This window comes from Bacillus sp. S/N-304-OC-R1 (assembly GCF_019749375.1).
GTDB lineage: Bacteria > Bacillota > Bacilli > Bacillales > Cytobacillaceae > Cytobacillus.
In genome coordinates this window covers 1-26832 of the sequence record NZ_JACWFE010000022.1, presented here as the reverse complement: position 1 = coordinate 26832, position 26832 = coordinate 1, and the positions used below count along the sequence as shown (strand labels likewise).

Genomic DNA, 26832 nt, shown 5'->3' with positions numbered 1-26832 from the left:
TATTGATGATGCCTTGCCCCCGTAATGACAAAGTTTTGAGGTGATATAGGTGACATTTACAATAAAGAGAAAAGGTGAAAATTTAGAAAAAGTTACTTTGGATCAGTTTGATATTAGTTTGCTAGCTCGAGGGGATGGAGCTGAAATTATGATTCAGACAATTTCAAAAGATAATTTATTTTATGTTTATCCAAGTGAAAATCCAAATGTCATGGAGTTTTTCTACATAATAAAGGGTAAAATGGTGTGCGATTTAAATGGAGAGAAAATAGAACTCGGTCCTCATGATTATTATTCAGCAATTAATTTAGAAGAACCAATTTACTTTACAACACTAACCGAAGTAGTTTATTTATGGGTGATTACTGAACCAACTTTCTTTCAGTTAAGTGAAGGTATTACGAATCTCAAAAATATTGTAGACGAAGTAGAGAAAAAGGATCGTTATACATTCAAACACAGTGAAAGAGTTTCAGAATATGCTGTGAAAATTGCTAAAAAATTACTGCTGTCAAAAGATAGATTAGAAAATTTATATATATCTTCTATACTCCATGATATTGGAAAAATAAATACCCCAGGTGAGATTTTAAATAAGCCTGGTAAACTAACAGACGAGGAATTTGCCATTATAAAGCGTCATCCAATAGATGGTGCAGAAATGGTGAAGGACTTATACTACCATGAAATTTCAACCATCATCGAGCAACACCATGAAAGGCTGAATGGAACAGGGTATCCTAAAGGATTAAAGGGCGATGAAATTTTACTCGAGGCAAAAATAATTGCCGTAAGTGACACATTTGATGCCATGACCGAAGATCGTGCCTATAGAAAAGGCTTCAACTGCCAGTTTGCCATAGATGAACTACAAAGGCTCTCAGGCACTCACTACGACGAACAAATTGTGGATGCGTTAATTACAATACTAAAAGAAGAAGGACGAATATGATGGGACAAGGTGACAGATACCTTGTCCCAATTTTATTAGGTTGAAAATTACGTCCAAACAAATAATTCGGATGCAATGTATTTCTAAAACTTTTCAACCTGTATTCATACCTATAGGTGAGCAGCTTACTAAGTTTGGTAGGCTGTTTATTTTTCCTTTCAGATCAAATATTTATTCGTTTTATTCATAGTTTCTATTCCGTTTATTCATTTTACTTATACAAATGATCCATGTAAAGTGAATTATATAGGTATTGTGAATTTTCTCAAAATATAATATGTAAGCGCTTTACCGCTTTTGAAAGCAAAAAAGATACAAGGAGATGAGAATTATGAAACGGATTCTTACATCGTTTACAGACGCTGTAAAAGATATTACAGATGGTGCAACGATTATGGTCGGGGGCTTCGGATTAGTCGGAATTCCTGAAAATCTAATCCTTGCTCTCGTTGAAATGGGAGTGAAGGATTTAACGGTTATTTCTAATAACTGCGGTGTTGACGATTGGGGTCTTGGCCTGCTATTAAAAAATAAACAGATAAAGAAAATGATAGGCTCTTATGTCGGTGAAAATAAAGAATTTGAACGGCAAGTTCTTTCCGGTGAAATAGAAGTAGAATTAGTGCCTCAAGGGACGCTCGCAGAACGTATTCGTGCAGGAGGTGCTGGAATTCCAGCATTTTATACGCCAGCAGGGGTAGGAACGCCTGTTGCAGAAGGGAAAGAGGTACGTGAATTTGATGGGAAGGCATATTTGCTAGAAAGAGGGTTAACAGCAGATTTCTCATTAGTGCGTGCGCATATTGGAGATAAAATGGGCAATCTCGTATATAACAAAACAGCAAGAAACTTCAATCCAATGATCGCGGCTGCTGGAAAAGTGACGATTGCTGAGGTTGAGCAGCTGGTGGAAATCGGTGAACTTAATCCAGACCATATCCATACACCAAGTATTTATGTTCAAAAATTAATTGTTGGAAAACAAGAGAAGAAGATTGAAAGGTTAACAATTCAAAGTAAATAGAGAGGAGAGATAAACATGTCCAATAAAGAATTAACGAGAGAAAAGATTGCCAGGCGTGCAGAAAAGGAAATTGAAAATGGCTTCTATGTCAATTTAGGAATTGGCATCCCAACGATGGTTGCAAATTATATCCCGGACGGTAAGCAAGTGGTTTTACAATCGGAAAATGGTTTGCTCGGTATAGGGCCTTATCCTACGGAAGCTGAAGTAGATCCTGATTTAATCAATGCCGGAAAAGAAACAGTTACCGCTATAAAAGGCGCCTCCTACTTTACGAGTGCAGAGTCATTTGCCATGATTCGCGGTGGCCATATTGACCTCGCGATTCTCGGCGGAATGGAGGTTTCTGTAAAAGGTGATCTTGCCAACTGGATGATTCCAGGAAAAATGATTAAAGGAATGGGCGGTGCCATGGATCTCGTCCATGGGGCAAAGAGAATTATTGTGATAATGGATCATGTCAATAAAGATGGTCAGCCCAAAATATTAAATGAATGCTCTCTGCCTTTAACAGGCATGGACGTTGTGAACCGTATTATTACCGATCGTGCAGTAATTGATGTTACTGAAAATGGCTTGAAGCTGATAGAAGTAGCAAAAGGATATACAATTGATGATATTATTGCTGTAACAGAACCACCGCTTGAAATCGGTGATGATGTGAAGCTAGAAGCGTATTAAATGATTTAGGAAAGGGCAAAGGCCCTTTCTCTTTTTTTTATAATACAATTAGTATAAAAGTAATAATATTTTTTAGGTAAAAAACTCTATAATTTTTCCAAAATATTCTTTATAATAAACATAAACTAAAATGTTAATATAGGGCAAATTTATCGAAAGATAAAGACGCAAAGCTACGGGTCTAAGGTTCACTTTACTATGACAGCCGGGTTGCAATGTTTGTGATTTTATTCCAAACGCAAAGTGGCTATTATATTAATATAATGTCACTTTTTTTATTTATTAGAAAATTATAAATTTTAATGGTGTTTATAACGTTAGTTAATGCTGCTCTCCTCATATTTGTTTCATTTAGTTAGTAACGTATTCTTTGTATTAATATTGATGAAATATATGTAAAATAAGAGGAAAAAGGATTACATGTATAACATGATGGTAATTGTTAGTATGCCTATGATAGGAGATCGTTTATATGTTTAGGGAACAGACGAGATACTCTCGCCTAGCGAATATAACAAAAATAATAAATACGAAGCTAGAACTGCGTGAAGTATTACAGCATGTAACAACTGCCATCTCAGAAGAAATTGTACAATGTGATGCTGTAGGAGTTTATCTGCCCCAAGAAGATGGAACGTTAAGGGGATTTGCAGGAAAACCTGAAGAGATAAATGGTATAACCATTGAAACGCAGATTATTGATCCTAAAGTAGACTTGCTGGCGAGAGAAGTTATAAAAACAAAACAAACCATTTACATACCTGATACATCAAAGGATCATCGCCCAGATCCGAGAGTGGTAAATGCCTTTAAGATAAAATCGTTATTAGTTCTCCCTATTTCATATGAGGAGGAGTTTTTTGGTTTAGTATTTTTATTTGATTATGGAATTCCAATGGATTTGACGGAATCTGAAATTCAAAGTGTTGAAGCTTATGTAAATATGGCTGCGGTAGCTATTCAAAATGCAAATAATATTAGACAACAGAAAAATCATATCGCTGAAAAGCAGCTGTTGCTTGATTTAACAAGAGAATTATCAATGTGTTTGTCTTTACAGCAAAGCCTGGAAAAATGTTTTTTCTATTTAGATAAAATATTAAATTGTAAAAAAATGGCTGTTCACTTTCTGGATGCTACTGATAAAAAAACAATTCAATTTACAAGAGTAAATAAATCCAGTCAATGGTCTGAAAAGTTATGCAGTGATATATCTAAAAGTATTAGCCTGAATTATCAAGCGCTAATTAACAAGGTTGTGGAGACAAAAGAGGTTATCCATGTTCCAGATGTGCTGGCTGACGGGCGATTCAATCATAAGGTTTGTAAAGACATGGCTATTGAAGCGCTGCTCTTAATTCCTTTAGTTTCAGTAGGCGATGTTCTAGGTGTTGTTGTCGTTGTTAGCTCCTCCGCAAAGGACCGGAAAGAGCTAACCTCTTCTAAAATTCAGCTAGTCCAGTCAATTGTTGATGCTACAGCTCCGACATTTTCAAATCTCCTTTATATGGATCAGCTTGAACATGTAGTAGAGGAACGAACAAAGGAACTCGCTGCAGCTAATGAGAAAGTAACAAGTGTTATTGAAAGTATTACGGACGGATTCTTTGCCTTAAATGAAGAATGGAAATTTAGTTATATTAATAAACATCAATACTTACCGAAGAACAAAACAATAGAAGAGCTATTGGGCAAAAATATTTGGGAAGTCTACCCGGAGATAATCCCATCACCTATGTACACAGAGTTTCACCGGGCCATGATAGAAAGAATTCCTGTTCAATTTGAAATAAACTCTATCTATGATGATTCTTGGCACGAAGTAATGGCCTATCCATTTGATGATGGAATTTGCTGTCTATTTAAAAATATCACAGGGAAAAAGAAATATGAGAAGGAGTTAAAACGGTTATCCAGTCTTGATTTAATTGGGCAAATGGCAGCAGGCATTAGTCATGAAATTCGAAACCCAATGACGACGGTACGGGGCTTTTTGCAATTATTGAAAAAAGATCAGGAGTTTGAAAAGCATCATGTTTACTTTAACCTCATGATAGAAGAGCTAGATCGTGCCAACTCCATCATTACTGAATTTCTTTCAATGGGAAATACAAGGACATCCGATTTACAGATGTTAGACTTAAACTTAATTATCCATGATATCACGCCATTAATTAAAATTGACGCCGCTAGTCAAAATAAGTTTATTCATGTGGACACGAATGATATCCCGGAACTCTTGTTGAATCGAAATGAGATTAGGCAATTATTAATCAATCTGTACCGTAATGGTTTAGATGCGATGGGCCCAGGAAAAGTATTATCAATTAGAACATTTAAAGAAGGACATAATTGTGTTGTGCTCGCCATTGAGGACCAAGGAAGCGGGATCACGCCTGAAATATTAGAAAAGCTTGGAACGCCATTTTTTACAACGAAGGATAATGGAACAGGCTTAGGGCTAGGAGTATGTTATGCGATTGCAGCGCGTCATAATGCAGTCATAGATATTGAAACTAGTTCAGAAGGCACTACTTTTTATACGAAATTTTATTATTAATACAAGCGGTCATATACAAAATAGATGTGTATGGCCGTTTTTTTAAAATTAGGCTGTTTTCTAAAAGATTGTAATTTATTCGGAAGATAAGTTATTAAATTCTCATCAGCAGTTGACATACACGTAGACTCCTGCGGGAAAGCGAGCTATGCAAGACCCCGCAGGGAGGTACGAGCGAGGAGGCTTGCGGTTCGCCCGCGGAAAGCGAAGTGTATGTCAGCTGCGGTTTTTAACAACAATCTAAACGAAACAGCCCAAAGTCAATTAAAAAGCGGGGAATGAAAATGAAGGCGGAATATGTAAGTAACGAGAAATTAGGAGATTTTATAGCCTTTTGCGCGAATCATAGACATAAAGTGGATGAATCTTTTCTGTATGATGAGGATTTAAAAAATTTTCAACCTGATAATGAAAATCCTGCTTATGTCATAACCGATCAAAATGGAAATGTGAATGCAGCGGCTTCTCTAATTATGGATGATTATCATCGAAGAGGAAAAAATGGCCGTTTTCGAATTTTTTATTCTGAAATAGAAGATCCGGCATATTATCAAGAGCTGTTGAATGCAATTAAAAACCATACTTCAGAGTTAGAACAAGCTTTTGTCTTTATCCCGCTGGAGCAGGAAACCGAGATGAAACTTGCAGAAGAGATAAACTTTACGGTTGAAAGATATTCCTATCTGCTTGTAAGGGATGACCTGGGTGTTCCTAATGTTTCGCTGCCTGCAGACTATGAAATACGGCCTTTTAGGCCAGGCAGTGATGAGGAAGTTTGGTGCAAAATTAGAAATAAGGGATTTGCTAATCTTAAAGGAAGTGAAACGCCCATTACTGCGGAAATGGTTTCAAAGATGATTTCTGCCAGTAGCTATTTAGAAGGCGGCATGAAAATACTTTATCACAAAGAAAAGCCTGTAGGAATTGTTCGAGGGGCTAAAGATGAATTCGAAGATTCCCCAATCATGAATATTGGGCCTTTGGCAATCCTGCCGGAATATCAAGGAAAAGGATTAGGAAGGAACCTTTTAAGAGCAGCACTTCAATTCGCCAAAGAAAAATCCTATGACCGAACCATTCTTTGTGTAAATGCAGATAATGAAGGAGCAAAAGCCCTATATCTCCAAGAGGGATTTAAGCAGGTTCATGGCGTTGCATGTTATGTGTACAATTTTAATGGCGATCAGTAATGAACAAAGAGCTGGCATAATGCCAGCCTTTTTTCGTTTTTAAATAATGTGATAATTTAACCATGCTTTTTGTATGAAAGGTGAACTGAATACAAATGATAATAAGGAATCTTAGGAACTAAGATTTATTTAGAAGAGCTTCAAAACTGCCTAGTAAGGAGGTGTAATAATCATGAGAACATTGCAGCGAATCGCCTTAACGCTAACGATTATTGGTGCTATAAACTGGGGTCTAATTGGTTTCTTTGATTTTGATTTAGTAGCGGCTATATTTGGCGGTCAAGACTCCTTTTTGTCTAGAGTAATTTATAGCCTTGTAGGATTGAGCGGCTTAGTTTGCTTAACCCTTCTGTTTAAGGAATGGGAAGAGAAAGATACAGCTACAGATAGGAACCGTCAAAACTATGGGAAGGTCAGCTATGGAACTGAATTTGGTGAGGAATCCGACTTATCAGATTTGAAGAATTCTTCAAGAAGACCTTATGAAGTTGGTGATCCTACCAACAAACCAGAGTAAAAAGTTACTTAAAGCCATGCATTTGCATGGCTTATTCGATTACTTTAATAATTCATTTTTACATGATTGGTCGGAGTACGTAAGGTGACCAAGATGATTTTGTATTTCAATAATGGAGTGATGGCTAACAGGCTGATATCTTAATTTGTCCATCCATACATATTTGTCCTTGTCAGGTTGTTGCCTCTCATCGAGACGATGAATACAGTAGGAATGATCACAGTAGCGATAAATATCCTTATTTGTCCGATTGATCGTATTAGCCTTCACAGCGATCTTCATAAGAAGTCCCCACAATTTTGTAAAACTCATATTTTTTATAGGGCTTGCAGTATATTGTTTGATTGCCATTTTACGTCCATCGTTAAATTCTATCTCAGCATGAACAGCTGATCCATAATGGACATCACCTGAAAGGATAATACACGGACTTGGCTCCCACTTGGAAACATGGTTAAGAAAGGTTGAAAAGCCCTTCCCATTATACTTCCATGCTTCAAAATCAAATTTTGTATTTACATTAACACCTAATACTTTAAGCGGGTATACATAATTGTGTAAGAAAGATTCTATAAGTCCCATTCCGTATACAGGTGTAGCTGAAACAATCACTAAAGGGCTATTCTTTTTCCAGCCGCTGCTAAAAAGCAGATGTTTAATATTTTGTTGCCATTCTATTTTATTGATTAGCTGTGGCGGCGGATTCGTTTCCTCGATGATGCTGCCGATTTTTACAGGCTTAGGTTTAAGATCAAATTTTCTTTGTGTCCGGGTATCTAGAAAAAGCGCTTTAGGGAAGGTAGGAGCGACAAATTTCCAATGATTAAAGCTCCACAAAAGCTGTACCCACTTGTCATGATGTTTTTTCATATCTCCATTTATTAGGCCGTCCATGTAGTCCTTCATAATAGAAACAAAACATTCATCAAAAGCGTCAGGGTTATTGCCCCATCCTTGGAATGCCCAATAAGAGGCTAAGGCATTCGATACTACATGCCTTCCTAGAGCAGATTGCCTTACAGCCCTTCTCCATCCATCTGAGATATTCCAGTCATCTGTAACATCGTGATCATCAAAAATCATATACACAGGGATGTTTGCTAACAGTCTTGCTCCCCGATATAACGAATGCTGAAATGATGTAATAAGCTCTTGCTCAGCGAAATAGCGATTTTTTAGAAGTTTTTTCTCTTGGAGATGCTCTTTTTGATAATAATCTGTGTTAGGGAAGCGGAAATAAATATGATTGTTGTCAAAAGCATCATGGAATGATTCGAATAGATCATACTCCTGAGCCAATTCCCAAAGCACGGGACTCCATGACAACAGGTACATCGCAGCATATTCCCCAAATTCGATAAGATGGTTATGGGCTGAACCAGAAGTGAATTGGCAGAAGTTCTCCATAATAAATTGCCTGCCATTTATCTGATTTATGGATTCCTTAAATGGCTCGTGGCTTAACCGGTGATCTAATTCATGCAGACTTTCCCTTCTTCCGATGAGAAGCTCTGAAAATTTAGAAATGATGCGGATCAATGGATCTGGCACATCATCAGCATAAATTTGGTCTCCTGTTAAAAAGAGTGAATTAGGCCGGTTTACAATATCTATATGGTTCTTCTCAACAAGAGCATCTCCCAAAATAAGGGTGTCATCCCCCTCACCATGGACCTTTCGGCAGGAGCCATAAAGGAAATGGCTATTTTGATCGGAGCCCTTTATAAAGAGGCTTGGATACTTTAAATCACCATATACGATGGACCAGGAGTTTTCAGCCGTAAGCAATCCAAGATCGTGTAAATCAAAGCACTCCCCGTTATTTGAGAAAGTAAAATTATATCCTAGGAGCTGATCAGCTGGAAAAAGTCCATTAGCAGGGATTATTTTTAGCAAATGAACAAACAGACTTTTGCCTAGCTTTACTGTATTTTGCTCGTTTTGAATAGGAACCGGCTCATATATAAAAGGCTTGGAATCTGTATCAATAGTAAAAAGCTCAGGATGAACAGCATAATGTTTGCTTGTTGCCATCCAAATCACAATCTGATGGGTCTCAACCCGGCGTACTATAGGACCAGCTAATAAAGCCGGCAGTTCAAATGTATCCATACATCCACCCCGTTCTTAGGTTGCTATTATCATATTCATGATTTTTAGCGGTGTGTTGGGGAGATGAATTACCCTACTTTTCATTATTTTTTACATTGGGCAGGATTTCAGATATTTGAACTAAGACTGCTATTAGTTTTATAAAATAAAGCACCTAAAAAGAGCTTTATACAGCCCCCGGTAAGCAATACAATGGCAATGAACCATACTGCACTTGTAATATCAGGGATAAAATCATACAGGAATGACCATGTAAAGCCCAAGGAACCTGGTAATTGAGTTAGAATCAACAAGGGTATTAAAAAATTAATAGATAAGGGATAAATAAACTTTTTCAATATACCTAGTTCCCCTTTTACTAACTTGAAATGCCAGGTGGAAATGTTCTTTATATGGAAAAATAGGAGAACGATAATGATTAATATCACCCCATCAATCATTAAATAGGCTTGATAATAGGCGGATTTAGGGATGCTTTCTGGCTCCTTTTCTGCTAATAGATCAACAACCCCTGACCCAATCTTCTCTATTAATCCTGAAATTAAGATCGAGTTATTAATATTTGCCAATAATATGATGCCGTAGTTTTCATCTGGCATCATGATCATGGTGGAATGATAGTTAGGAACTTCCCCGGAATGCATAATTGTTGGCACCCCGTTAATTGGCCGGATGAACCAGCCCATTCCATAATAACTGTCCTCTCCCATAATAGGTGCTTTCACGCTTGGCGTGTGCATCTCTTTAACGCTGGAGCCCGATAAGACTGTTACATTAGAATATTGGCCATTATTCATTTGGGCAATTAAATAATGGGTCATGTCCTCTGCACTTGAAATGAGGAATCCTGCAGAAAGATAATCATCGTTAAAGGGCAATTCGTTAGGAAGATTAATTCCGAACCATGTTCGATGGCCAGCTGCTAATCCGTTCTCCTTTGCAGTGGTTTGTGAAGTGTAGCTGTGAGCCATGTCTAGCGGTGAAAAAATGTTTTTCCTAATATACTCTTCGTAAGGTATTTTAGAAGCAGAAGTAATAATTTGACCGAGCAGCTTGTAATTTTGGTTAGAGTATTGGAATTCTCGACCGATATTTTCCTGATTAATCTGCATTTTTTCAGAGCTAGAAATTCCGCTATTCTGATTAAGAAGCTGCCTTACAGTAATTTTTGGTGTATCTATGGCAGGGAGATATGCTTGGATGGGTGAATCTAAATCCACCTTGCCCTCTTCAACTAGCTGCATAACGGCCATGGCTGTGAAGGATTTAGTGGTTGAGCCCAAAATAAATGGGGTTTGAGGCGATACTTCATTTCCGTACCCTTTCAGATAAACAATTTGATCGCCCTTTACAATGCCTATTGCAAGACCAGGGATATGAGCTGCTTTCATTTGGGTTTGGATAAAGTGATCAATTTGATTTATTTTCTCAGATTGTTCATTCTGCTCTGCGTGAGTTGTACATGAAAAGAATGGGACTACTATCATAAACAAACAACTAACTATTAAAAAAGCAAGTTTTTTCATTTTGATTCTCCTTAACTAAGTATTTCTGCTTTTTAGTGTAAGGAGGAAACAAGAAAAAAAGGGAGGGTGATATTTTCTCCCCTCCCTTATTTCCGGCGTTTAAGTTTTTTTGAAATGTTTTTCATATGTGTTCCAATCGTATCTAATGTTGTATGGAAATATTCCGCCATTTGCGGTCTTGTATATCCTTCTTCTTTCAAACTATAAATATTTTTTTCCATTGGAGTTAATGATTTTAAGCGGATTTCTCGCAGAATCGCACTTGTTGCGTCGGGATGTAGAGAAACCTGGTTGTGGTAGGCTTCCCGAATGCATTGTAGAATATCCTGGATACTCGATTTATTTACATAGTTGATTGCACCGTATTCGATTGCTTTCACGATGGTTTCTTTCTCGGATAGGGACGTTAGCATAATAATTTTTATCCCTTTTCCAAGGTTAGTGATTTCTGAGGTAGCCTCAATGCCATCTAAGTTGCTTTCACTTAAATTAATATCCATTAAAATGACATCAATGGACAAATGCTTAGCAGCTTCGACCGCTTCTTCCTTTGAAGACGCGACCTTTACTACCTCAAGATCCCTTTCTAAGCAAAGATCATCAGTTATATCTCTTTGCCATCTGGGGTCATCTTCAACCAGCATGACTTTTATTTTTTCCAATTGTTCTCACACTCCAGAAAGATTCCGCTTTCGATTTGGTTGGAAGCTGAATCCGTATTGTTGTGCCCTTTCCAATTTCCGAATTCGGAATGGATAGTGTTCCGCCATGTTTGCTAATGACAAAATAAACATAGTAAAGCCCAATTCCATAATGGGACACTGATTTTTTTGTTGTATATAAAGGAGTAATGACATCATCTAAATGCTCCCGATGAATTCCTTTTCCATTATCCCTAACTTCGATGATTGCATCTTGATCCTTTTGTTGAAGCTGAATATGTATTTTTCCATTCTGATGGTCGATGGCTTCCGCACTATTGGATAGTAGATTGATGATGCATTCTTTTAAATGCAATGGGTCAACCTCCGCCTCAATGTGTATAGGTAAATCTATAATAAATTCAATCGTATTATGCTCAAGTCCGATCTTGAAGCTATTCACTGTATCTAATATCACTTCGTTTATGGATTGTTTTTGGAGTGATAAGCGAATATCATCTGTTTTTTTAATAGCCTGGATCATATTATTCATATGATGAAGAGTTTCGTCTATCGCATCGAAATTTTTTCTAAGAGGGTCAGCACTGGATGCATCAAACGTTTGAGTCAGCCTTTTGCTGCGTTCATTTAAATACAATAAACGGTTAATCTCATTTTTGAGCGTGTGCATAACCATTGAATCAGCTTTCATTTTAAGATCAAGCGGATTGTGCTGAAAGGTGAAAGCCTCATAAATAAAATCCGACCCCTTTGCCCTGAATCGCTTCAGTAAAATAACTGTCAAAGAGCCGGTAAAAATTAACAATCCCCAAATGAAAGTTTGGGATGGAGCATAATTGGCGATTTTAATCGCTTGAGTAAGATCATAAAAAAAGGTTGAAATAAAGCAAATGAGTCCAAAGGTGAAAGTTTTTGCATCCTTGTTTCCAGAATAGGCTTTTGTAATTGTCACGATGGCGATGTATAAAACCGAACTGATATTTAATAGACTATATGGCAAAAAAAGATCTTCAAGATCAATAATAGATAGCAAGGAGAAGAACATGATAATCGCCCAGCATAATAAATGAAGCTGCCATAAACGCCGATTAATCTTCTTAAAACCTTGGCCAAAAATTTGTTCATAAAATAATAAAAAGAACGGACCGGCACTATAGGAAGCATACTTAATGAATGATGGGAACTTAACGGATGCAGGCAGCTGCCAAATGCCAATCAAATTTACTAAAATCGCCGCAAGGAATAGCCCGAAATATAGAAGATAGGGATGTTTTCTCTTAGGAAGTGAATAAATAAATAATCCTATGAAAATAGAACTTAAAGAAATGAATAAATAGATGAAAAAATATTGAATTATATAAGGAGTCATACTTTTCTCCCGTAATCTTTTTTCTAATATTATATAAGACTTCAAATAACTGGACAATTTCTAGTGACAATAAAAAATATGGCTGCTTATTTTTGGCAGCAGCCATATTTTATGACGGATTACATAGGAGCTTTAGTTTTGCTAATTAATAATGTTACCTGTGCCATTGTAATGGGAAGAGATGACTTTTTTCTAAATGCCAAGTACTTCGGGACCCATGAAACGGCGTATTTTTCTTTAAAGTTCCTTAGACCCTGAAAATGATAGAAAAATTGTCCGTGTAAAAAGATTTGTGCAGCAATTTTCTCAGTAAAGAAGGAAAACCTGGAAAGCCCAACATTGGATAGTGGAGCCATTCCTAAATTAAAGTGCTTATACCCTTCTTCTTGTGCCCATTGAAATAGCGATAAGAAAATAAAATCCATTGTTCCGGATGGTGCATCTGGTTTAAAACGCATTAAATCAACTGAAATGGTTTGGTTATGATCATAAACAGGCATTAAGCTTGCGAAACCAAGGATTTTCCCATCAGGGTCTTTCATTATAGCCATGTCCGATTTGTTAAGATAATGTTCATTAAAAAAGCCAAGTGAAAATCCCTTTTCTGTTCTTCCAGCAAGCCATTCATCCGAAACCTCCTTAAGCTCCTGAAGTAATTCGGTATGAAATGGCGGTTCGAGAATGGTGAAGGTGTAATTTTCCCGTTCAAACTTATTCTTAACTGCACGTGCCCCTTTCATTTTTTTACCGGTAAATGAGAATTGATCTAAATCAACAAATGCTTCCTCACCAAGCTTAAAAAAATCAAAACCATTTTCATGAAGGGTCGGCAGCATATCCTTGCTAACCTCGTAAAAGACAGGTGCATAGCCAAATAAATCAGATACAGTCAAAAATTCCTCAATGGCATGCGGAAATTCAGAATTGTCCCCTACGAGATCACCTAGTACAACAAGCTTATCTGCATAAATTTGAAAGGAGAAAAGGACATTTCTTTTTTCATTCCAAAAGATATATTTATCATGAAGAAGGATTAAATGCGTTAAAACATTTCCCTCGTACTTGTTAATATGCTCAAGAATTTGCTCTTCCTGATCCTTTGAAGATTCCATTTTCCACTTCTTCGCTCTCCCTGCGAAATGGCCAATGAAGAGAATGAAGAAAGCGATCGTGAGCCCAATGATGGCACTATAAAAGAGATCCTGATAATCGGTAATCATGTAGGGCACAAATCTTGCTGGAATACTAAATTTTGAGGCTGGCAGGTTCAAATATCCAATTAACAAGTACATGGCTGTAATCAATACAATAATGAAAACATCAAAAATCATTTTTCCCCAAGTTAAAACATAGCTTTCCCGATAAAATCGTGCCTTGGATATGCGAAGAAGTATAGCTACAATTAGCAGGAAAATTGCTTCCTCATAATCAAATCCTTTAGATAGAGAAAATAATGCAGCCATTGACAAAGCAACAATCGTCAAATGATACGCACGTTTTACTTTATATTGAATCCCTCTTGATAGCCCTAAAAGAACAAATCCTGTTGCAACAGAAAGCTGATGAGACAAACTAATAATCGGTAGTGATATAAAATCTTCGGCAATCTTGATTCTTTCAATGATCCCTGGCAAAGCAGCTGAAAGAAGTAAAATGAGCCCTGAAACAAACACCAAAATAGTTAAAAGCCAGTGACTGATTCGCTGTATAAGCCCATTAGGCAAATTCCCCCATGCGCGATTCCATTTGTCCCAATAATCTTTTAAGAAAAGAAATGCTCCGGCAATGAACGGAATAAAGAAGTAGCCAATTCGATAAAGTAGAAGCAGTACAACAACCTTCTCATCCTGAATCCCTACATATTGTGTCCCCCAAATGAAAACAAGGTCAAAAGATCCGATGCCTCCCGGGATCATACTGACAATTCCAGCACATGCAGCTACAACAAAAATAGGGAAAAATTTATTAATCGGAATAGAAATATTCATGACAGAGGCTAAAAGCCAAATAGCTAAAAAAGCAGCTGCCCATTCAAGGACAGATACGAAAATTAACAGAAATCTTGTCCGAAAGGTTATAAATGAATCAGAATCCTTTTTGTTTTTGATAAAAATAATCATCATTAAAACAGGAAGATACAGCCCAACTCCTATAACCGCTAGATAGAGCCATCTTATATTCATTAAGAGAGGAATATCTTTGTGACCAGCTAGAACAATCCATGAAAGAAAAGAGATGCCTGTAAGGAAAAACAAAGAAACAGATGCAACGATTTTTAATAATCTTCCCTTACTCATCTCATCGGTTTGGTAGAAATAGGTTCTAAGCATCATCCCGACAAGACCGCCAAAACCAATTAAATTTGAAAAGGAATTAACGATAAGAGCCTGCTTTATAAACTTCTTTTTCGGAATTTGAATTCCTAGTAATTTCACGATTACCAAATCGTAGAAAAACATAGGAAAAATCATTCCAATCGTAATCAATAATACACCAACTAATTTCGAAAGCTGGATTTGACTAACCTCATGACGAAGCAATTGTATATCAAGATCCAGCACAAACTTCCTTATCTCAATTGTCGCAAGAACTAACAAAATGAGAGGAAAAAGAATTTTTAAATACTGAATAACCTTCCCCTTAAACTGATGCATACACAATATCCTTTCTAATAACCGCACTTCCACAACCTCAATAATGATAATCTTACCCAATCTTTGAATAGATTATCAAACGGGACGAAGGGACAGGTCCATTGTCCCAGCGTAAAAGACTATTTAATTTTCTCATGACATCATAACAAGAAATAGCGCATTCCATACTTCAATTCGCTTGCCGATTCAGAATATTATACAATAGGGACAAGAATACTATCCTAGCTATGGTCTTAAGTCACCATATTATTAAATCTCTAAAATCAATTTCTGAAAGGGAGATGCCTGATGATTACTCAAGTCGGCCAAATTATGCTTTATGTTAATAACCAAGAGGAGTCAGTGAAATTTTGGACAGAAAAAGCTGGGTTTATCGTTCTTTCTGACCAGGATAATGGCCAAGGAATGAGATGGATTGAACTTGCACCATCAAACGGGGCGCAAACGAGCATTGTTCTTCACAATAAGGATTTAATTGCCAAGATGCAGCCGGAGTTGAATCTCGGAACTCCATCACTAATGTTTTTTACAGAAAATCTCGATCAACTGTATAAAAATCTAACCGACAATAATGTCACAGTAGGCGAAATTATTACTATGCCATCAGGCAGAGTGTTTAACTTCGCAGATGATGAGAAAAATTACTTTGCTGTCATGGAAAAAAATTAAGGACCTTTTCTGCATAAAAAAATTGCCTTTAGAAACAGTTAAAAAAAGCGATGCCGTTTTGATAAAGGCATCGCTCTTCGTATTTATTTTGTATAGTTAGATTAGGAGATTAGTAGATTGAAAATAAATTCCTATTTGGGAAAAATTGATTATTTTATAGTAAAAGTAATTGCGTTTACATTATGATTGAACCATACTCTAGGTGTGGAGATGATGGATTAATGAATCAAAAAATCTTGCCTGTGTCATCAAATATGAAGGAATTTGAATTGTTTTTAAACAGTTCATATGAGGTTGGAGTATTTTTAGATCTACATATTGCACAATTGAAAAATGTGAGTAAAATGGCAAAGTCTTTTAATAAAAAAATTATATATCATATGGATCTTATTCATGGGATTAAGAATGATGATTATGCCACTGAGTATATTTGTCAGGAGTTTTCTCCCTATGGGCTTATTTCTACGAAGAAAAGTGTAATTTTAAAGGCAAAGCAAAAGGGTGTAATTGCCATTCAAAGGATTTTTTTAATAGATTCCCATGCTTTAGAGAATAGTTATAATTTAGTGAAAAAGACTAAACCCGATTTTATAGAAGTTTTGCCAGGCTCTATGCCTTGGATGATAAAAGAGGTAAAGGAAGAGTTGAATACCCCGATATTTGCAGGTGGATTAATACGAACTATTGATGAGGTTCAAAACGCGCTTGATGCAGGAGCCACTGCTATAACAACTTCAAAGACAGACTTATGGAAGGTATTCATTTAAATTCCCAATATTGACAATTATTGTTTTGAATAGGTAATCTTCTAATATAGTAGATTAAGATTGGGGAAAATTGGAGATGGGGAAATACATACTAGCACTTGACCAAGGAACAACTAGTTCTCGAGCTATTATTTTTAATCATCAAGGGGAAATCGTTACTTCTGCCCAAAAGGAATTTAATCAGATATTTCCTAAGCCTGGTTGGGTAGAGCATGATGCAAATGAAATTTGGACATCCATTCTTTCTGTTATCGCAGAGATTTTTACTAAAACAGAAATAAAACCAAATGAAATTGCTGGCATTGGAATAACGAATCAAAGGGAGACAACGGTTGTATGGGATAAAGAGACTGGATTGCCTGTTTATCATGCCATTGTCTGGCAGTCCCGACAAACGGCTGAAATCTGTGATGAGCTAAAACAGTTAGGGTATGAAGATCTTTTTAGAAACAAAACGGGTTTAATAGTTGATGCTTATTTTTCGGGGACAAAATTAAAGTGGATCTTAGATCATGTAGATGGAGCAAGGGAAAAAGCTCAGGATGGGAAATTATTATTTGGAACTATAGATACATGGTTAATATGGAAATTATCAGGCGGAAGAGCCCATGTTACCGACTTTTCAAACGCTTCAAGGACACTTATGTATAATATCTATGATTTAAAATGGGATGACGAACTATTAGAAATATTAGATATTCCTAAAAAGATGCTCCCTGAGGTACGTCCTTCTTCCGAGATTTACGCAAAAACCGCGAGTTTCCATTTCTTTGGTGAGGAAGTTCCTATTGCTGGGGCAGCTGGTGATCAGCAAGCAGCTTTGTTTGGTCAAGCATGCTTTACGAAAGGTATGGCGAAAAATACTTACGGAACAGGCTGTTTTATGTTAATGAATACGGGTGAAACGGCTGTAAAATCTGAGCATGGTTTATTGACAACAATCGCATGGGGAATGAATGGAAAAGTAGAATATGCCCTTGAAGGAAGTATCTTTGTCGCAGGATCAGCTATACAATGGCTGCGTGATGGCCTTCGCATGATAAAAGATGCCAAAGATAGCGAGCTATATGCTAAAAGAGTTAATTCTACAGAAGGAGTTTACATCGTTCCGGCATTTGTAGGATTAGGCACTCCGTATTGGGAAAGTAATGTAAGGGGAGCCGTCTTTGGTTTAACGAGAGGGACAACAAAGGAACACTTCATTCGTGGTACATTAGAGTCCTTAGCTTACCAGACTAGAGATGTTCTAAGCTCAATGGAAGCTGATTCCAATGTGAAGCTGAAAACATTAAGAGTAGATGGTGGGGCTGTCAAAAATGATTTTCTTATGGCATTCCAAGGAGACATCCTAAATGTCCCTGTGGAAAGACCGAAAATAAATGAAACAACTGCATTAGGGGCTGCTTACTTGGCTGGCTTATCAATAGGTTTTTGGAAGGACCAAGATGAAATAACAAAACAGTGGGCCATCGATCGGAAATTCGAACCTGCCATGGATGAGATGGAGCGAGAAAAATTACTTAGCGGCTGGAAAAAGGCTGTTCAAGCTACAATTGCATTTCAGTAACATAAATATATATACTGAAGTATATGATTAAGTAATGGAATTTTCTAAAAGGGATTTTTTTCAGAAATATTTGAATTACTTTTAGGTTAGAAAAAAGGCAAAAACTATGATAATCTAAAAATAAGTTAATAATTGGTAGGAGAAATGGAGAGACCACAATATTCATTATCGTCGTTCGATAGTGTAATTTTGTGGTCTCTTTTTTTATTTAGAAAAGGGGCGCTTGCAAATGGAGTTTTCACAGAAGAATAGAAATCAGATGAAGCAAAGCTTAATGACGAATGAATTTGAGGTTTTAGTCATTGGGGGAGGAATAACTGGAGCTGGTATTGCTCTGGATGCTGTAACGAGAGGGATGAAAACAGCTCTTGTAGAAATGCAAGATTTTGGTGCTGGAACATCTAGCCGATCAACAAAATTAGTCCACGGAGGGCTTAGATATTTAAAGCAATTTGAAGTGAAAATGGTCGCTGAGGTTGGGAAAGAACGAGAGGTCGTATATGAAAATGGCCCACATGTGACCACTCCAGAATGGATGCTATTGCCTTTACATGCAGGCGGAAACTTTGGGAAATTCAGCACCTCCATTGGGTTAAGGGTTTATGATTATCTAGCGGGAGTAAAGAAATCAGAGCGAAGAAAAATGTTAGGCATTCAAGAAACATTGAATAAGGAGCCTTTAATTAAGAAGGAAGGGCTTAAAGGGGGAGGGTTTTACGTTGAATACAGAACGGATGATGCCCGCCTTACCATTGAGGTTACAAAAGCTGCGTTTGAAAAAAATGCTGTTATGGTGAATTACACTAAAGTGAAAGAATTACTATATAAGAATGGAAAAGTAATAGGGGCTACAGTACACGACCAGCTATCTGGGGAAACGTATGATATTTTTGCTGAAAAGGTTATTAATGCAACAGGTCCTTGGGTTGACACCATTCGTGAGAAAGATGGCTCAAAAAAGGGGAAAACCCTGCAGCTAACTAAAGGAGTCCATCTGGTCATTGACCAACAGAGATTCCCTTTAAAACAGGCTATTTATTTTGATACACCAGATGGAAGAATGATCTTTGCTATTCCTAGAAGTAAAAAGGTATATGTAGGAACAACAGATACTTTCTTTAATAATGATCTAGTTTCACCAAGAGCAACAAATGCAGATAGAGAATATATAATCGATGCCGTAAATTATATGTTCCCTGACGTAAAGTTAATAACAGATGATATAGAATCCAGCTGGGCAGGGATACGCCCTCTAATTCTTGAAGAAGGAAAAAAGCCATCAGAAATCTCAAGAAAAGATGAAATATGGGAATCAGAGACTGGATTAATTACTATTGCTGGAGGAAAGTTAACTGGTTACAGAAAAATGTCTGAAATGGTCGTCGATTTGATCGTTAAAAAGATTGAAGGGGAGAAAAATAAGACATTCCCAACTTGTCGAACAAAAAAATACCCAATATCCGGTGGCCGTGTTGGAGGATCAAAGGGATTTCCTCAATTTATTAAGAATCAAATAAAGACCGGAATAAACCTAGGCTTGTCAGAAGAGGAAACAACAGATTTAAGCTCCTTTTTCGGTTCTAATATAAATCGTGTTTTTAATTTAATCGATATGAATAAAGATAGTGCAGAGAAATATGGACTGCCATTGCCTTTGTTTGCAAAGCTTTTATATGCTTTAGAAGAGGAAATGGCAGCGACCCCATTAGATTTTTGGTACAGACGCACTGGGTATTTGCTTTTTGATATTGAATTAGTTCGTAAATATAAATATGAGGTTTTAGAATTCATGGCTGATTATTTCTCATGGAGTGAGAAAGAAAAAGAAAATCACTTAGAAGAACTATATCGTGAGTTGCTATTCGCATGTACACCTGCAGATAAGTGATTTATTTTTTGAACAATATCATTCTTTATAAGTTAAGGAGCTAACCTTTCCATGACTGTTTGTTGTCCTATCCACTGTTGAATCATGCAAGGCGATAAGAACAAGATCCTTTGTCATTTGTAAATCTATTTCAATATAATCGGCACCTAAGTTTATAGCTGTTTCAAAGGCATAATCCGTATCAAATTACTTTTCCTCCTTTTAATGGGAGGATAAAGAAAAATTCTAGTCTATCTAATAAATAATTTTATCGTTTATTTGTAAATAATTTTTCTTATTTGTAAATAATTTTATAAGTTAGTTAATAATAGAAAAATAGTTTGACATTCCCTTATTTGTATAGGTAATATAATTAATAAGTTAATATTCGTGATGGAGAATCGGAGGCTCACATATTTTGCTTAGGTTTTTTGCTAAGCATATTTGTGCGCCTCTTGTACTTTTAAGAAAAGCAGAAGCGCCTCGATCACCCCCGACAAGTATAAGACAGTCTGGCGGGAAGGTTGCACTTTACCTTCTCGACAGAATGGCTTATGACCTCGAGGGGGTAGGCGCTGGAGCTAGACAATAGAAAAGGGGGGCTATACAATAGCTATTACAATTTCAACTGCTGCCATTATTGAGCGCCTCCTATTTGCTGCTTTACTAGGCGGAATTATAGGATGGGAGAGGGATTTAAGAAATAAACAGGCTGGATTTAAGACCCATCTGTTAGTGTCTGTAGGATCAGCATTAATTATGATTCTATCGATCTATGGTTTCGCAGAAACGATTGATCATGTGAATGCGAGATTTGACCCAGCAAGACTTGCACATGGTGTGATAAGTGGAATTGGATTCCTTGGGGCAGGTGCTATTATTAAACACCATAACCAAATCATTTCAGGAATTACTACCGCTGCAACTCTGTGGGTAGTAGCTGCAATTGGTCTTTGTATTGGAAGCGGTTATTACACCCCTGCTTTTGTGACAACGGGTATTATTTTGTTAAATGTTTACGTGTTAAGAGGCCTAGAATCAAAATTTCTTTACCCTAAAAAATATGTAACCTTTAGTCTGACGGTTAAAGAGGATGCAAAAATATTAGGGTCCATAAATAGGCTATTAAAATATGAGAATGCTGAAATTAAAGGAATAACCATGTCTGATGAATATTACTTTCTAGAGGAAGGGCAAATTGCCTTAGATATTCGGACAAGGGTTTCCTCTAAAGAAAGAATTATTTTAATTTTAGGGAAATTAAATAAGCTAGAAGGGGTTATTCGTGTACAAGTAGATGATATTAATATTCCATCTATGAAAAGTGAATAGTCTTATCATAATTTTTACAAAAAATTAGCATAAATGTTATTGAAAGCGTTTTATAGATAGGTCACGATGTAAAAGAAGAAAGGATGATGAAAGTGAAGAAAGTGGAGCTTATAAACGTCTCAAAATCCTATGACAAAAAGAATGATGTCATAAAAAATATTAATGTCACAATCGAACCTGGAGAATTTTTCGTTTTAGTAGGTCCTTCCGGATGTGGAAAAAGTACAATGCTAAGAATGATTGCAGGCTTAGAAGATATCACGGGAGGAACTCTAAAAATTGGTGAACAAGAGGCAAATTTATTACCGCCAAGCAAACGTGACATTTCTATGGTGTTTCAAAATTATGCTCTTTACCCACATTTAACAGTTGAAGAAAATATCGTATTCGGTTTGCATGTTAAAAAAGTTAGTAAAGTCGAACGAAAAAGACGTTGTGAAGATGTTGCGAGTATGTTGGGATTAACGGATTATCTTCAAAGAAAGCCAAGGGAACTTTCTGGTGGACAACGTCAGCGTGTAGCTCTAGCAAGAGCAATTGTAAATCAGGCGCCAATCTGCTTAATGGATGAACCACTATCCAATCTTGATGCAAAGCTAAGGGCTCATATGCGTTCAGAGATTAGACAAATTCAAAGACGTCTTGGAATTACTATGATTTATGTAACCCATGATCAAGTAGAGGCTATGACAATGGGAGATAGAATTATGATCCTTCATGGGGGGGATATACAGCAAATTGGAAAACCAATTGACATCTATAATAATCCTGCTAACCCGTTTGTAGCTACTTTCATTGGTTCACCTCCAATGAACATTGCAGACGGAGTTTTTGATCAAACTAAGTCTGAAATTTTAATTGGAGGTAGTGAGAAAATAGTTATTCCAGTTAAGGATAAGGGTTTAATCAAAACTAAAAGTGTAATTGTTGGTATACGCCCTGAGCACTTAAAAGCCCCTAACAATGGGGAAACGGGAGTACATAAAGTTAAAGTCGTTAACGTCGAAGTTTTAGGGAATGAAACCATTTTATCCTTCAAAATTGGCAATAATGATTGGTTAGCCAAATGGAATGGCCAATGGAATATTCAAATTGGCGATGTTATTCCTATTAAATTTGACTACGATTCTATTTGTTTATTTGATAGTGAAACAAAGGAGATTATTAAAAGCCCGTCTAACATTGAAAACCATGTTTTTGACAAAGAGGTGTTACGATGAAGGCAGAATTAAATAGTCATGTCGTCAGCACTAAGCAAAATTTGAGTTTATGGAAGAGATCTTTAAATTTTAGGACTGCGATGCTTTACCTATTTCCTTCTATATTATTATTTTCTGTTTTTGTTTTCTACCCAATGTTTCGCACTATCTATCTAAGTTTTTTCCTGACAGATCAACAGGGAAGTGCAGCCCTATTCGTTGGAGTGGAGAATTATAAATATTTACTCGAGTCGGCAAGCTTTAGACAGAGCTTTAAAGCAACTGTTTTATTTGTTATCTATACGGTTCCAACAGGAATCATTTTAGCATTATTTTTAGCACTGCTAGCCAATGAAAAGTTGAAAGGAATAGGTTTTTTCAGGACAATTTATTCTTCTACGATGGGTATTTCGGTAGCAGCTTCGTCAGTTGTTTGGCTTTTCTTATTCCATCCTAGTGTCGGTGTATTTAATAGAATATTGAGTTTAATACATCTCCCACAGGTGCAATGGCTTTTAGACCCCGAATGGGCGTTAGTTTCGGTTTCTATTTCAACAATTTGGCTCAATACTGGCTTTACGTTCCTAATCCTATTGGGAGGGCTCCAGAATATTGATGAGTATCTATATGAAAGTGCAAAGATTGATGGAGCAAGTTATTGGTATCAACTAAGAAGAATCACGATTCCTATGCTGTCACCAACATTATTTTTTATTATTACAATTTCGTTAATTAACTCATTTCAAACGTTTGGACAGATTGATATTTTAACAAAAGGTGGCCCATCACAGGCAACTAATCTAATTGTGTACTCGATTTATCGTGAGGCTTTCGTTAATTATCAGTTTGGTACAGCGAGCGCACAGGCAGTTGTACTATTTATTTGTATTCTCATTGTGACTATTTTGCAATTTAAGCTAGGAGAAAAGAAGGTGCATTACCAATGATGAAAAAAATCACTTTGTATTTGCTATTAATTTTTTCAGCGTTCCTTCTATTTTTCCCTGTAATTTATGCCTTTATGATCAGCTTTATGACAGGGGGAGAAATCCTTCAAGGTAAGTTATTACCGAGATCATTTAGCTTTGAAAACTATTTAAAAGTATTTGATCGCTTACCGTTAATGAAATATTTAATTAATAGTTTCATTGTCTCAACGGGAGTTATGATCGGTCAGTTAATTGTTTGTAGTATGGCCGCATACGCTTTTGTATTTATTCCGTTTAAGGGAAGAGACTTTATATTCTTCTTGTTTATTTCTACTATGATGATTCCGTGGGAAGCAACGATGATTCCAAACTTCTTTACGATTCTGAAATTAGATTGGACAAATACATATCAAGGTCTAACCGTTCCATTCTTTGCATTAGCATTTGGCACGTTTTTACTTCGTCAGCATTTTAAAACTATTCCAAAAGAACTCCATGAGGCTTCACAGGTTGCCGGCTTAAGCAGATTTTCATTCTTTTGGAGAATTATTTTGCCAGTTTCTAAAACGAGTCTCGTTACTTTAGGTGCGTATGGCTTTTTAACAACTTGGAATATGTACTTATGGCCGCTGTTAGTAACGAATAATGACCAAGTTAGAACTGTTCAAATAGGATTAAAGCAGCTTCAGTCCCAAGAAGTTGCAACTGAATGGGGGGTGGTCATGGCAGGGGTTATCATCGTAATTATTCCTACCTTATTGCTATTATTCCTAGGCCAAAAGCAGCTGCAAAAAGGCCTAACACAAGGAGCAATAAAGTAATGGTATTTCAATGCTAATCTAAGCACTAAAACTGTTAAAGGACTAGGGATAGGTTCTGCCTGTAAACTACAGGACAAAATAATAAAGGAGTTTTAATCAAATGAAGAAATATACGAAATATTTGGTCACACTAATGCTAATGATTAGCTTAGTAGTCATGACTGCATGTTCTAATAATGAAAAGTCTACATCATCAGAAGGATCATCATCATCATCTTCGGGAGAAAAATCAGGTAAGGTAGAGATTAACTTCTGGCATGCAATGTCCGGGGCTGGACAAGCAGCGCTTGATAGCATTGTTGAGGATTTCAATAACTCTCAAGATAAATATGTTGTTAAAGCAGAATTCCAAGGCAGTTATGAAGAATCTTTAACAAAGCTTCGCAGTGTCGGCGGAACAAAAGATGCTCCAGCCATTACACAAGTATTCGAAGTTGGAACAAAGTATATGATTGATAGTGGATATATTGAGCCAATTCAAACATTTATTGACAAAGATAATTATGATATTAACCAATTAGAAAAAAATATCTTAAATTATTATACGGTTGATAACAAACTATATTCTATGCCGTTTAACTCTTCTACTCCAGTTCTTCTTTATAATAAAGATGCTTTTAAAGAAGTAGGTTTAGATCCAGAAAATCCGCCGCAAACATTTAACGAAATTAAGGACGCTGCTGCAAAGTTAACTAAAAAGGAAGAGCGCAGTGGATTCTCCATGTTAACTTATGGCTGGTTCTTTGAGCAATTGGTTGCCACTCAAGGTGGTTTATATGTAAATGAAGACAATGGCCGTTCAGGTGATGCAACAAAGTCAGTCTTTAACGGTGAAGAAGGTTTAAGAGTATTTAAATTCTTAGATGATATGAATAAAGCAGGTACATTCGGCAACTTTGGAACTAACTGGGATGATATCCGTGCAGCATTCCAAACACAAAAAGTAGCAATGTATATGGATTCATCTGCTGGAGTAGCTAACGCTGTTAATAATTCTCCATTTGAAGTAGGCGTAGCTTATATCCCATATCCAGATGAAGTTGAAAGACAAGGTGTTGCAATCGGTGGTGCATCATTATGGATGTCAAAAGGAATCGATGAAGAAAAGCAAAATGCAGCTTGGGAGTTTATGAAATATTTACAAACTCCAGAAGTACAAGCGAAATGGCATGTTGGTACAGGGTACTTCGCTATCAACCCAGCTGCTTATGATCAAGATATTGTAAAAACTGAGTGGGAAAAATACCCTCAATTTAAAGTAACAGTTAATCAGCTTCAAGATACAAAGCCATCTTTTGCTACTCAAGGAGCATTAATTTCTGTATTCCCTGAATCACGTCAACAAATTGTTACGGCTCTAGAGAATCTGTATCAAGGTGCAGATCCTCAAGAAGTGTTAAACCAAGCTGCTGAAGGTACAGATAGAGCAATTGAAATAGCGAATAAAACAAAGAAGAAATAATGAAACAAATCTTATAGAATATAGCAGGGTAAATAATAGGGGCACCCAAAAGATAAGTATTACTTAAAGGGTTGCCCCTTTTATTTTTAGGATTGTTTAATGAGCTAAAAATAGCTGTGTGAGAAGATGTTCATCTTCTTACTAGACATATCTTTTGGGGTGATAACATGAATAACACGCTAATTTTTGCACATAGAGGCAGTAAGGGGACTCATCCTGAAAATACATTATCTGCATTTAAAGAGGCAGTTCGTCTTGGTGTGGACGGGATTGAGCTGGATGTCCACCTTACAAAAGATGGTGAGGTAGTCGTTATACATGATGAAACTGTAGACCGTACGACGAATGGAAACGGGAAAGTACAGGATTTTACTTTAGCAGAATTACAAAAACTTGATGCAGGTTCTTGGTTTTCAAAAGATTTTACAGGTGAAAAAATCCCAACATTAAATGAAGTGCTCGATTTATTAAAAGATACAGAAATTGTCTTAAATGTTGAAATTAAAAATGATGTTATCCCTTATATAGGAATAGAAGAAAAAGTATTAACGATAATTGATGCATATAACTACAATAATAAAACAATTATTTCTTCCTTTAATCACTATTGTGTAAAAAAGGTTCATCAGTTAAATCCAAGTATTGAAACAGCCATTTTATTTATGGAGTTATTGTATGAGCCGTGGAATTACGCGAAAAGTCTAGGGGCGTCTGGACTCCATGTATACGTTCCTGTTTCATTTACAGATATGAGTAAGGAAAGTACTAAAATGGGCTTTCCAGTTAGGGTTTTTACTGTGAATGAAGAAATTCAAATGAACCAGTTAATTGATTTAAAAATTGATACAATCATGACAGATTATCCTGAAAAAGCATTGAAGCTTAGAGATAGTATGGTTAAGAAGTAGTTTTTAATTGGTAAGAAGGGGCTGTCCTTTGTTTAAAATGTACCCTATAGAGTAGACACTTAAA

22 protein-coding genes, 3 pseudogenes and 1 riboswitch are annotated in these 26832 nt (G+C 36.5%); of the genes and pseudogenes, 19 read left to right on the top strand and 6 right to left on the bottom strand.

Annotated elements, in window-relative coordinates:
- The first annotated feature begins 49 nt into the window (after positions 1–49).
- From H0173_RS16870 to H0173_RS16845, 8 genes and pseudogenes are all read left to right on the top strand, one after another.
- Positions 50–952 carry an HD-GYP domain-containing protein gene (locus H0173_RS16870; protein WP_221847682.1) on the top strand — a complete coding sequence of 301 codons (903 nt, stop codon included), beginning with the start codon at positions 50–52 and terminating at the stop codon, positions 950–952.
- 331 nt (positions 953–1283) lie between these two features.
- On the top strand, positions 1284–1976 hold the full coding sequence (locus H0173_RS16865; RefSeq protein WP_221847681.1) for a CoA transferase subunit A: 693 nt from the start codon (positions 1284–1286) through the stop codon (positions 1974–1976).
- Between the two features lie 15 nt (positions 1977–1991).
- Complete coding sequence (locus H0173_RS16860) at positions 1992–2657, top strand: CoA transferase subunit B (protein WP_221847680.1); 666 nt, start codon at positions 1992–1994, stop codon at positions 2655–2657.
- 132 nt (positions 2658–2789) lie between these two features.
- Positions 2790–2875: riboswitch (cyclic di-GMP riboswitch) on the top strand.
- A 254-nt stretch (positions 2876–3129) separates the two neighbouring features.
- Positions 3130–3823 (top strand): annotated as a pseudogene (locus H0173_RS22825) (GAF domain-containing protein); the annotation flags it as partial.
- Positions 3805–4074, top strand: a pseudogene (locus H0173_RS22820) (GAF domain-containing protein); the annotation flags it as partial. The pseudogenes H0173_RS22825 and H0173_RS22820, both read left to right, overlap by 19 nt.
- A 90-nt stretch (positions 4075–4164) precedes the next feature.
- Positions 4165–5217, top strand: a complete 1053-nt coding sequence (locus tag H0173_RS22815) for a two-component system sensor histidine kinase NtrB (protein WP_396021262.1) — start codon at positions 4165–4167, stop codon at positions 5215–5217.
- 284 nt (positions 5218–5501) lie between these two features.
- Complete coding sequence (locus H0173_RS16850; protein WP_221847678.1) at positions 5502–6407, top strand: GNAT family N-acetyltransferase; 906 nt, start codon at positions 5502–5504, stop codon at positions 6405–6407.
- Positions 6408–6579: 172 nt separating this feature from the next.
- On the top strand, positions 6580–6924 hold the full coding sequence (locus H0173_RS16845) for a DUF378 domain-containing protein (RefSeq protein WP_221847677.1): 345 nt from the start codon (positions 6580–6582) through the stop codon (positions 6922–6924).
- Positions 6925–6963: 39 nt separating this feature from the next.
- Here H0173_RS16845 and H0173_RS16840 read toward each other — a convergent pair whose 3' ends face one another.
- From H0173_RS16840 to mprF, 5 genes are all read right to left on the bottom strand, one after another.
- On the bottom strand, positions 6964–9036 hold the full coding sequence (locus H0173_RS16840) for a metallophosphoesterase family protein (RefSeq protein WP_221847676.1): 2073 nt from the start codon (positions 9034–9036) through the stop codon (positions 6964–6966).
- A gap of 107 nt (positions 9037–9143) precedes the next feature.
- Positions 9144–10562 carry a serine hydrolase domain-containing protein gene (locus H0173_RS16835; RefSeq protein WP_221847675.1) on the bottom strand — a complete coding sequence of 473 codons (1419 nt, stop codon included), beginning with the start codon at positions 10560–10562 and terminating at the stop codon, positions 9144–9146.
- An 86-nt stretch (positions 10563–10648) separates the two neighbouring features.
- On the bottom strand, positions 10649–11224 hold the full coding sequence (locus tag H0173_RS16830; RefSeq protein ID WP_221847674.1) for a response regulator transcription factor: 576 nt from the start codon (positions 11222–11224) through the stop codon (positions 10649–10651).
- Positions 11196–12593 (bottom strand): ATP-binding protein, encoded by a 1398-nt coding sequence (locus tag H0173_RS16825; RefSeq protein ID WP_221847673.1) that lies wholly within the window; start codon positions 12591–12593, stop codon positions 11196–11198. The genes H0173_RS16830 and H0173_RS16825 overlap by 29 nt, the downstream gene beginning before the upstream one ends.
- A gap of 119 nt (positions 12594–12712) precedes the next feature.
- Positions 12713–15247, bottom strand: coding sequence for a bifunctional lysylphosphatidylglycerol flippase/synthetase MprF (gene mprF / locus H0173_RS16820; protein WP_221847672.1), 2535 nt, complete (start codon positions 15245–15247; stop codon positions 12713–12715).
- 288 nt (positions 15248–15535) lie between these two features.
- Between mprF and H0173_RS16815 the strand changes: the two genes are divergently transcribed.
- From H0173_RS16815 to H0173_RS16800, 4 genes are all read left to right on the top strand, one after another.
- Positions 15536–15916 (top strand): VOC family protein, encoded by a 381-nt coding sequence (locus H0173_RS16815; protein ID WP_221847671.1) that lies wholly within the window; start codon positions 15536–15538, stop codon positions 15914–15916.
- 221 nt (positions 15917–16137) lie between these two features.
- Entirely contained in the window at positions 16138–16683 is a 546-nt protein-coding gene (locus tag H0173_RS16810; RefSeq protein WP_221847670.1) for a glycerol-3-phosphate responsive antiterminator, read from the top strand.
- A gap of 76 nt (positions 16684–16759) precedes the next feature.
- Complete coding sequence (gene glpK, locus H0173_RS16805; protein WP_221847669.1) at positions 16760–18250, top strand: glycerol kinase GlpK; 1491 nt, start codon at positions 16760–16762, stop codon at positions 18248–18250.
- Positions 18251–18479: 229 nt separating this feature from the next.
- Positions 18480–20138, top strand: coding sequence for a glycerol-3-phosphate dehydrogenase/oxidase (locus tag H0173_RS16800; RefSeq protein WP_221847668.1), 1659 nt, complete (start codon positions 18480–18482; stop codon positions 20136–20138).
- Positions 20139–20156: 18 nt separating this feature from the next.
- On the opposite strand, the pseudogene H0173_RS16795 reads toward H0173_RS16800, so the two are convergent.
- Positions 20157–20306: pseudogene (locus H0173_RS16795) on the bottom strand (glycerophosphodiester phosphodiesterase); the annotation flags it as partial.
- A gap of 229 nt (positions 20307–20535) precedes the next feature.
- On the opposite strand from H0173_RS16795, the gene H0173_RS16790 reads away from it, so the two are divergent.
- From H0173_RS16790 to H0173_RS16760, 7 genes are all read left to right on the top strand, one after another.
- Positions 20536–20709 carry a hypothetical protein gene (locus H0173_RS16790; RefSeq protein ID WP_221847667.1) on the top strand — a complete coding sequence of 58 codons (174 nt, stop codon included), beginning with the start codon at positions 20536–20538 and terminating at the stop codon, positions 20707–20709.
- The gene (locus H0173_RS16785) at positions 20706–21449 is read left to right on the top strand and encodes an MgtC/SapB family protein (RefSeq protein WP_313770665.1); all 744 of its coding nucleotides are present in this window, start codon (positions 20706–20708) and stop codon (positions 21447–21449) included. Before H0173_RS16790 ends, H0173_RS16785 begins: the two co-directional genes overlap by 4 nt.
- Positions 21450–21541: 92 nt before the next feature.
- Entirely contained in the window at positions 21542–22669 is a 1128-nt protein-coding gene (locus tag H0173_RS16780) for an ABC transporter ATP-binding protein (RefSeq protein ID WP_221847796.1), read from the top strand.
- Entirely contained in the window at positions 22666–23595 is a 930-nt protein-coding gene (locus tag H0173_RS16775; RefSeq protein ID WP_221847666.1) for a carbohydrate ABC transporter permease, read from the top strand. Before H0173_RS16780 ends, H0173_RS16775 begins: the two co-directional genes overlap by 4 nt.
- Positions 23592–24398, top strand: a complete 807-nt coding sequence (locus tag H0173_RS16770; protein ID WP_221847665.1) for a carbohydrate ABC transporter permease — start codon at positions 23592–23594, stop codon at positions 24396–24398. Before H0173_RS16775 ends, H0173_RS16770 begins: the two co-directional genes overlap by 4 nt.
- Before the next feature lie 100 nt (positions 24399–24498).
- Positions 24499–25860 carry an ABC transporter substrate-binding protein gene (locus H0173_RS16765; protein ID WP_221847664.1) on the top strand — a complete coding sequence of 454 codons (1362 nt, stop codon included), beginning with the start codon at positions 24499–24501 and terminating at the stop codon, positions 25858–25860.
- 167 nt (positions 25861–26027) lie between these two features.
- A complete protein-coding gene (locus H0173_RS16760; RefSeq protein ID WP_221847663.1) occupies positions 26028–26768 on the top strand; it encodes a glycerophosphodiester phosphodiesterase in 741 nt (246 codons plus the stop codon).
- Positions 26769–26832 lie beyond the last annotated feature (64 nt).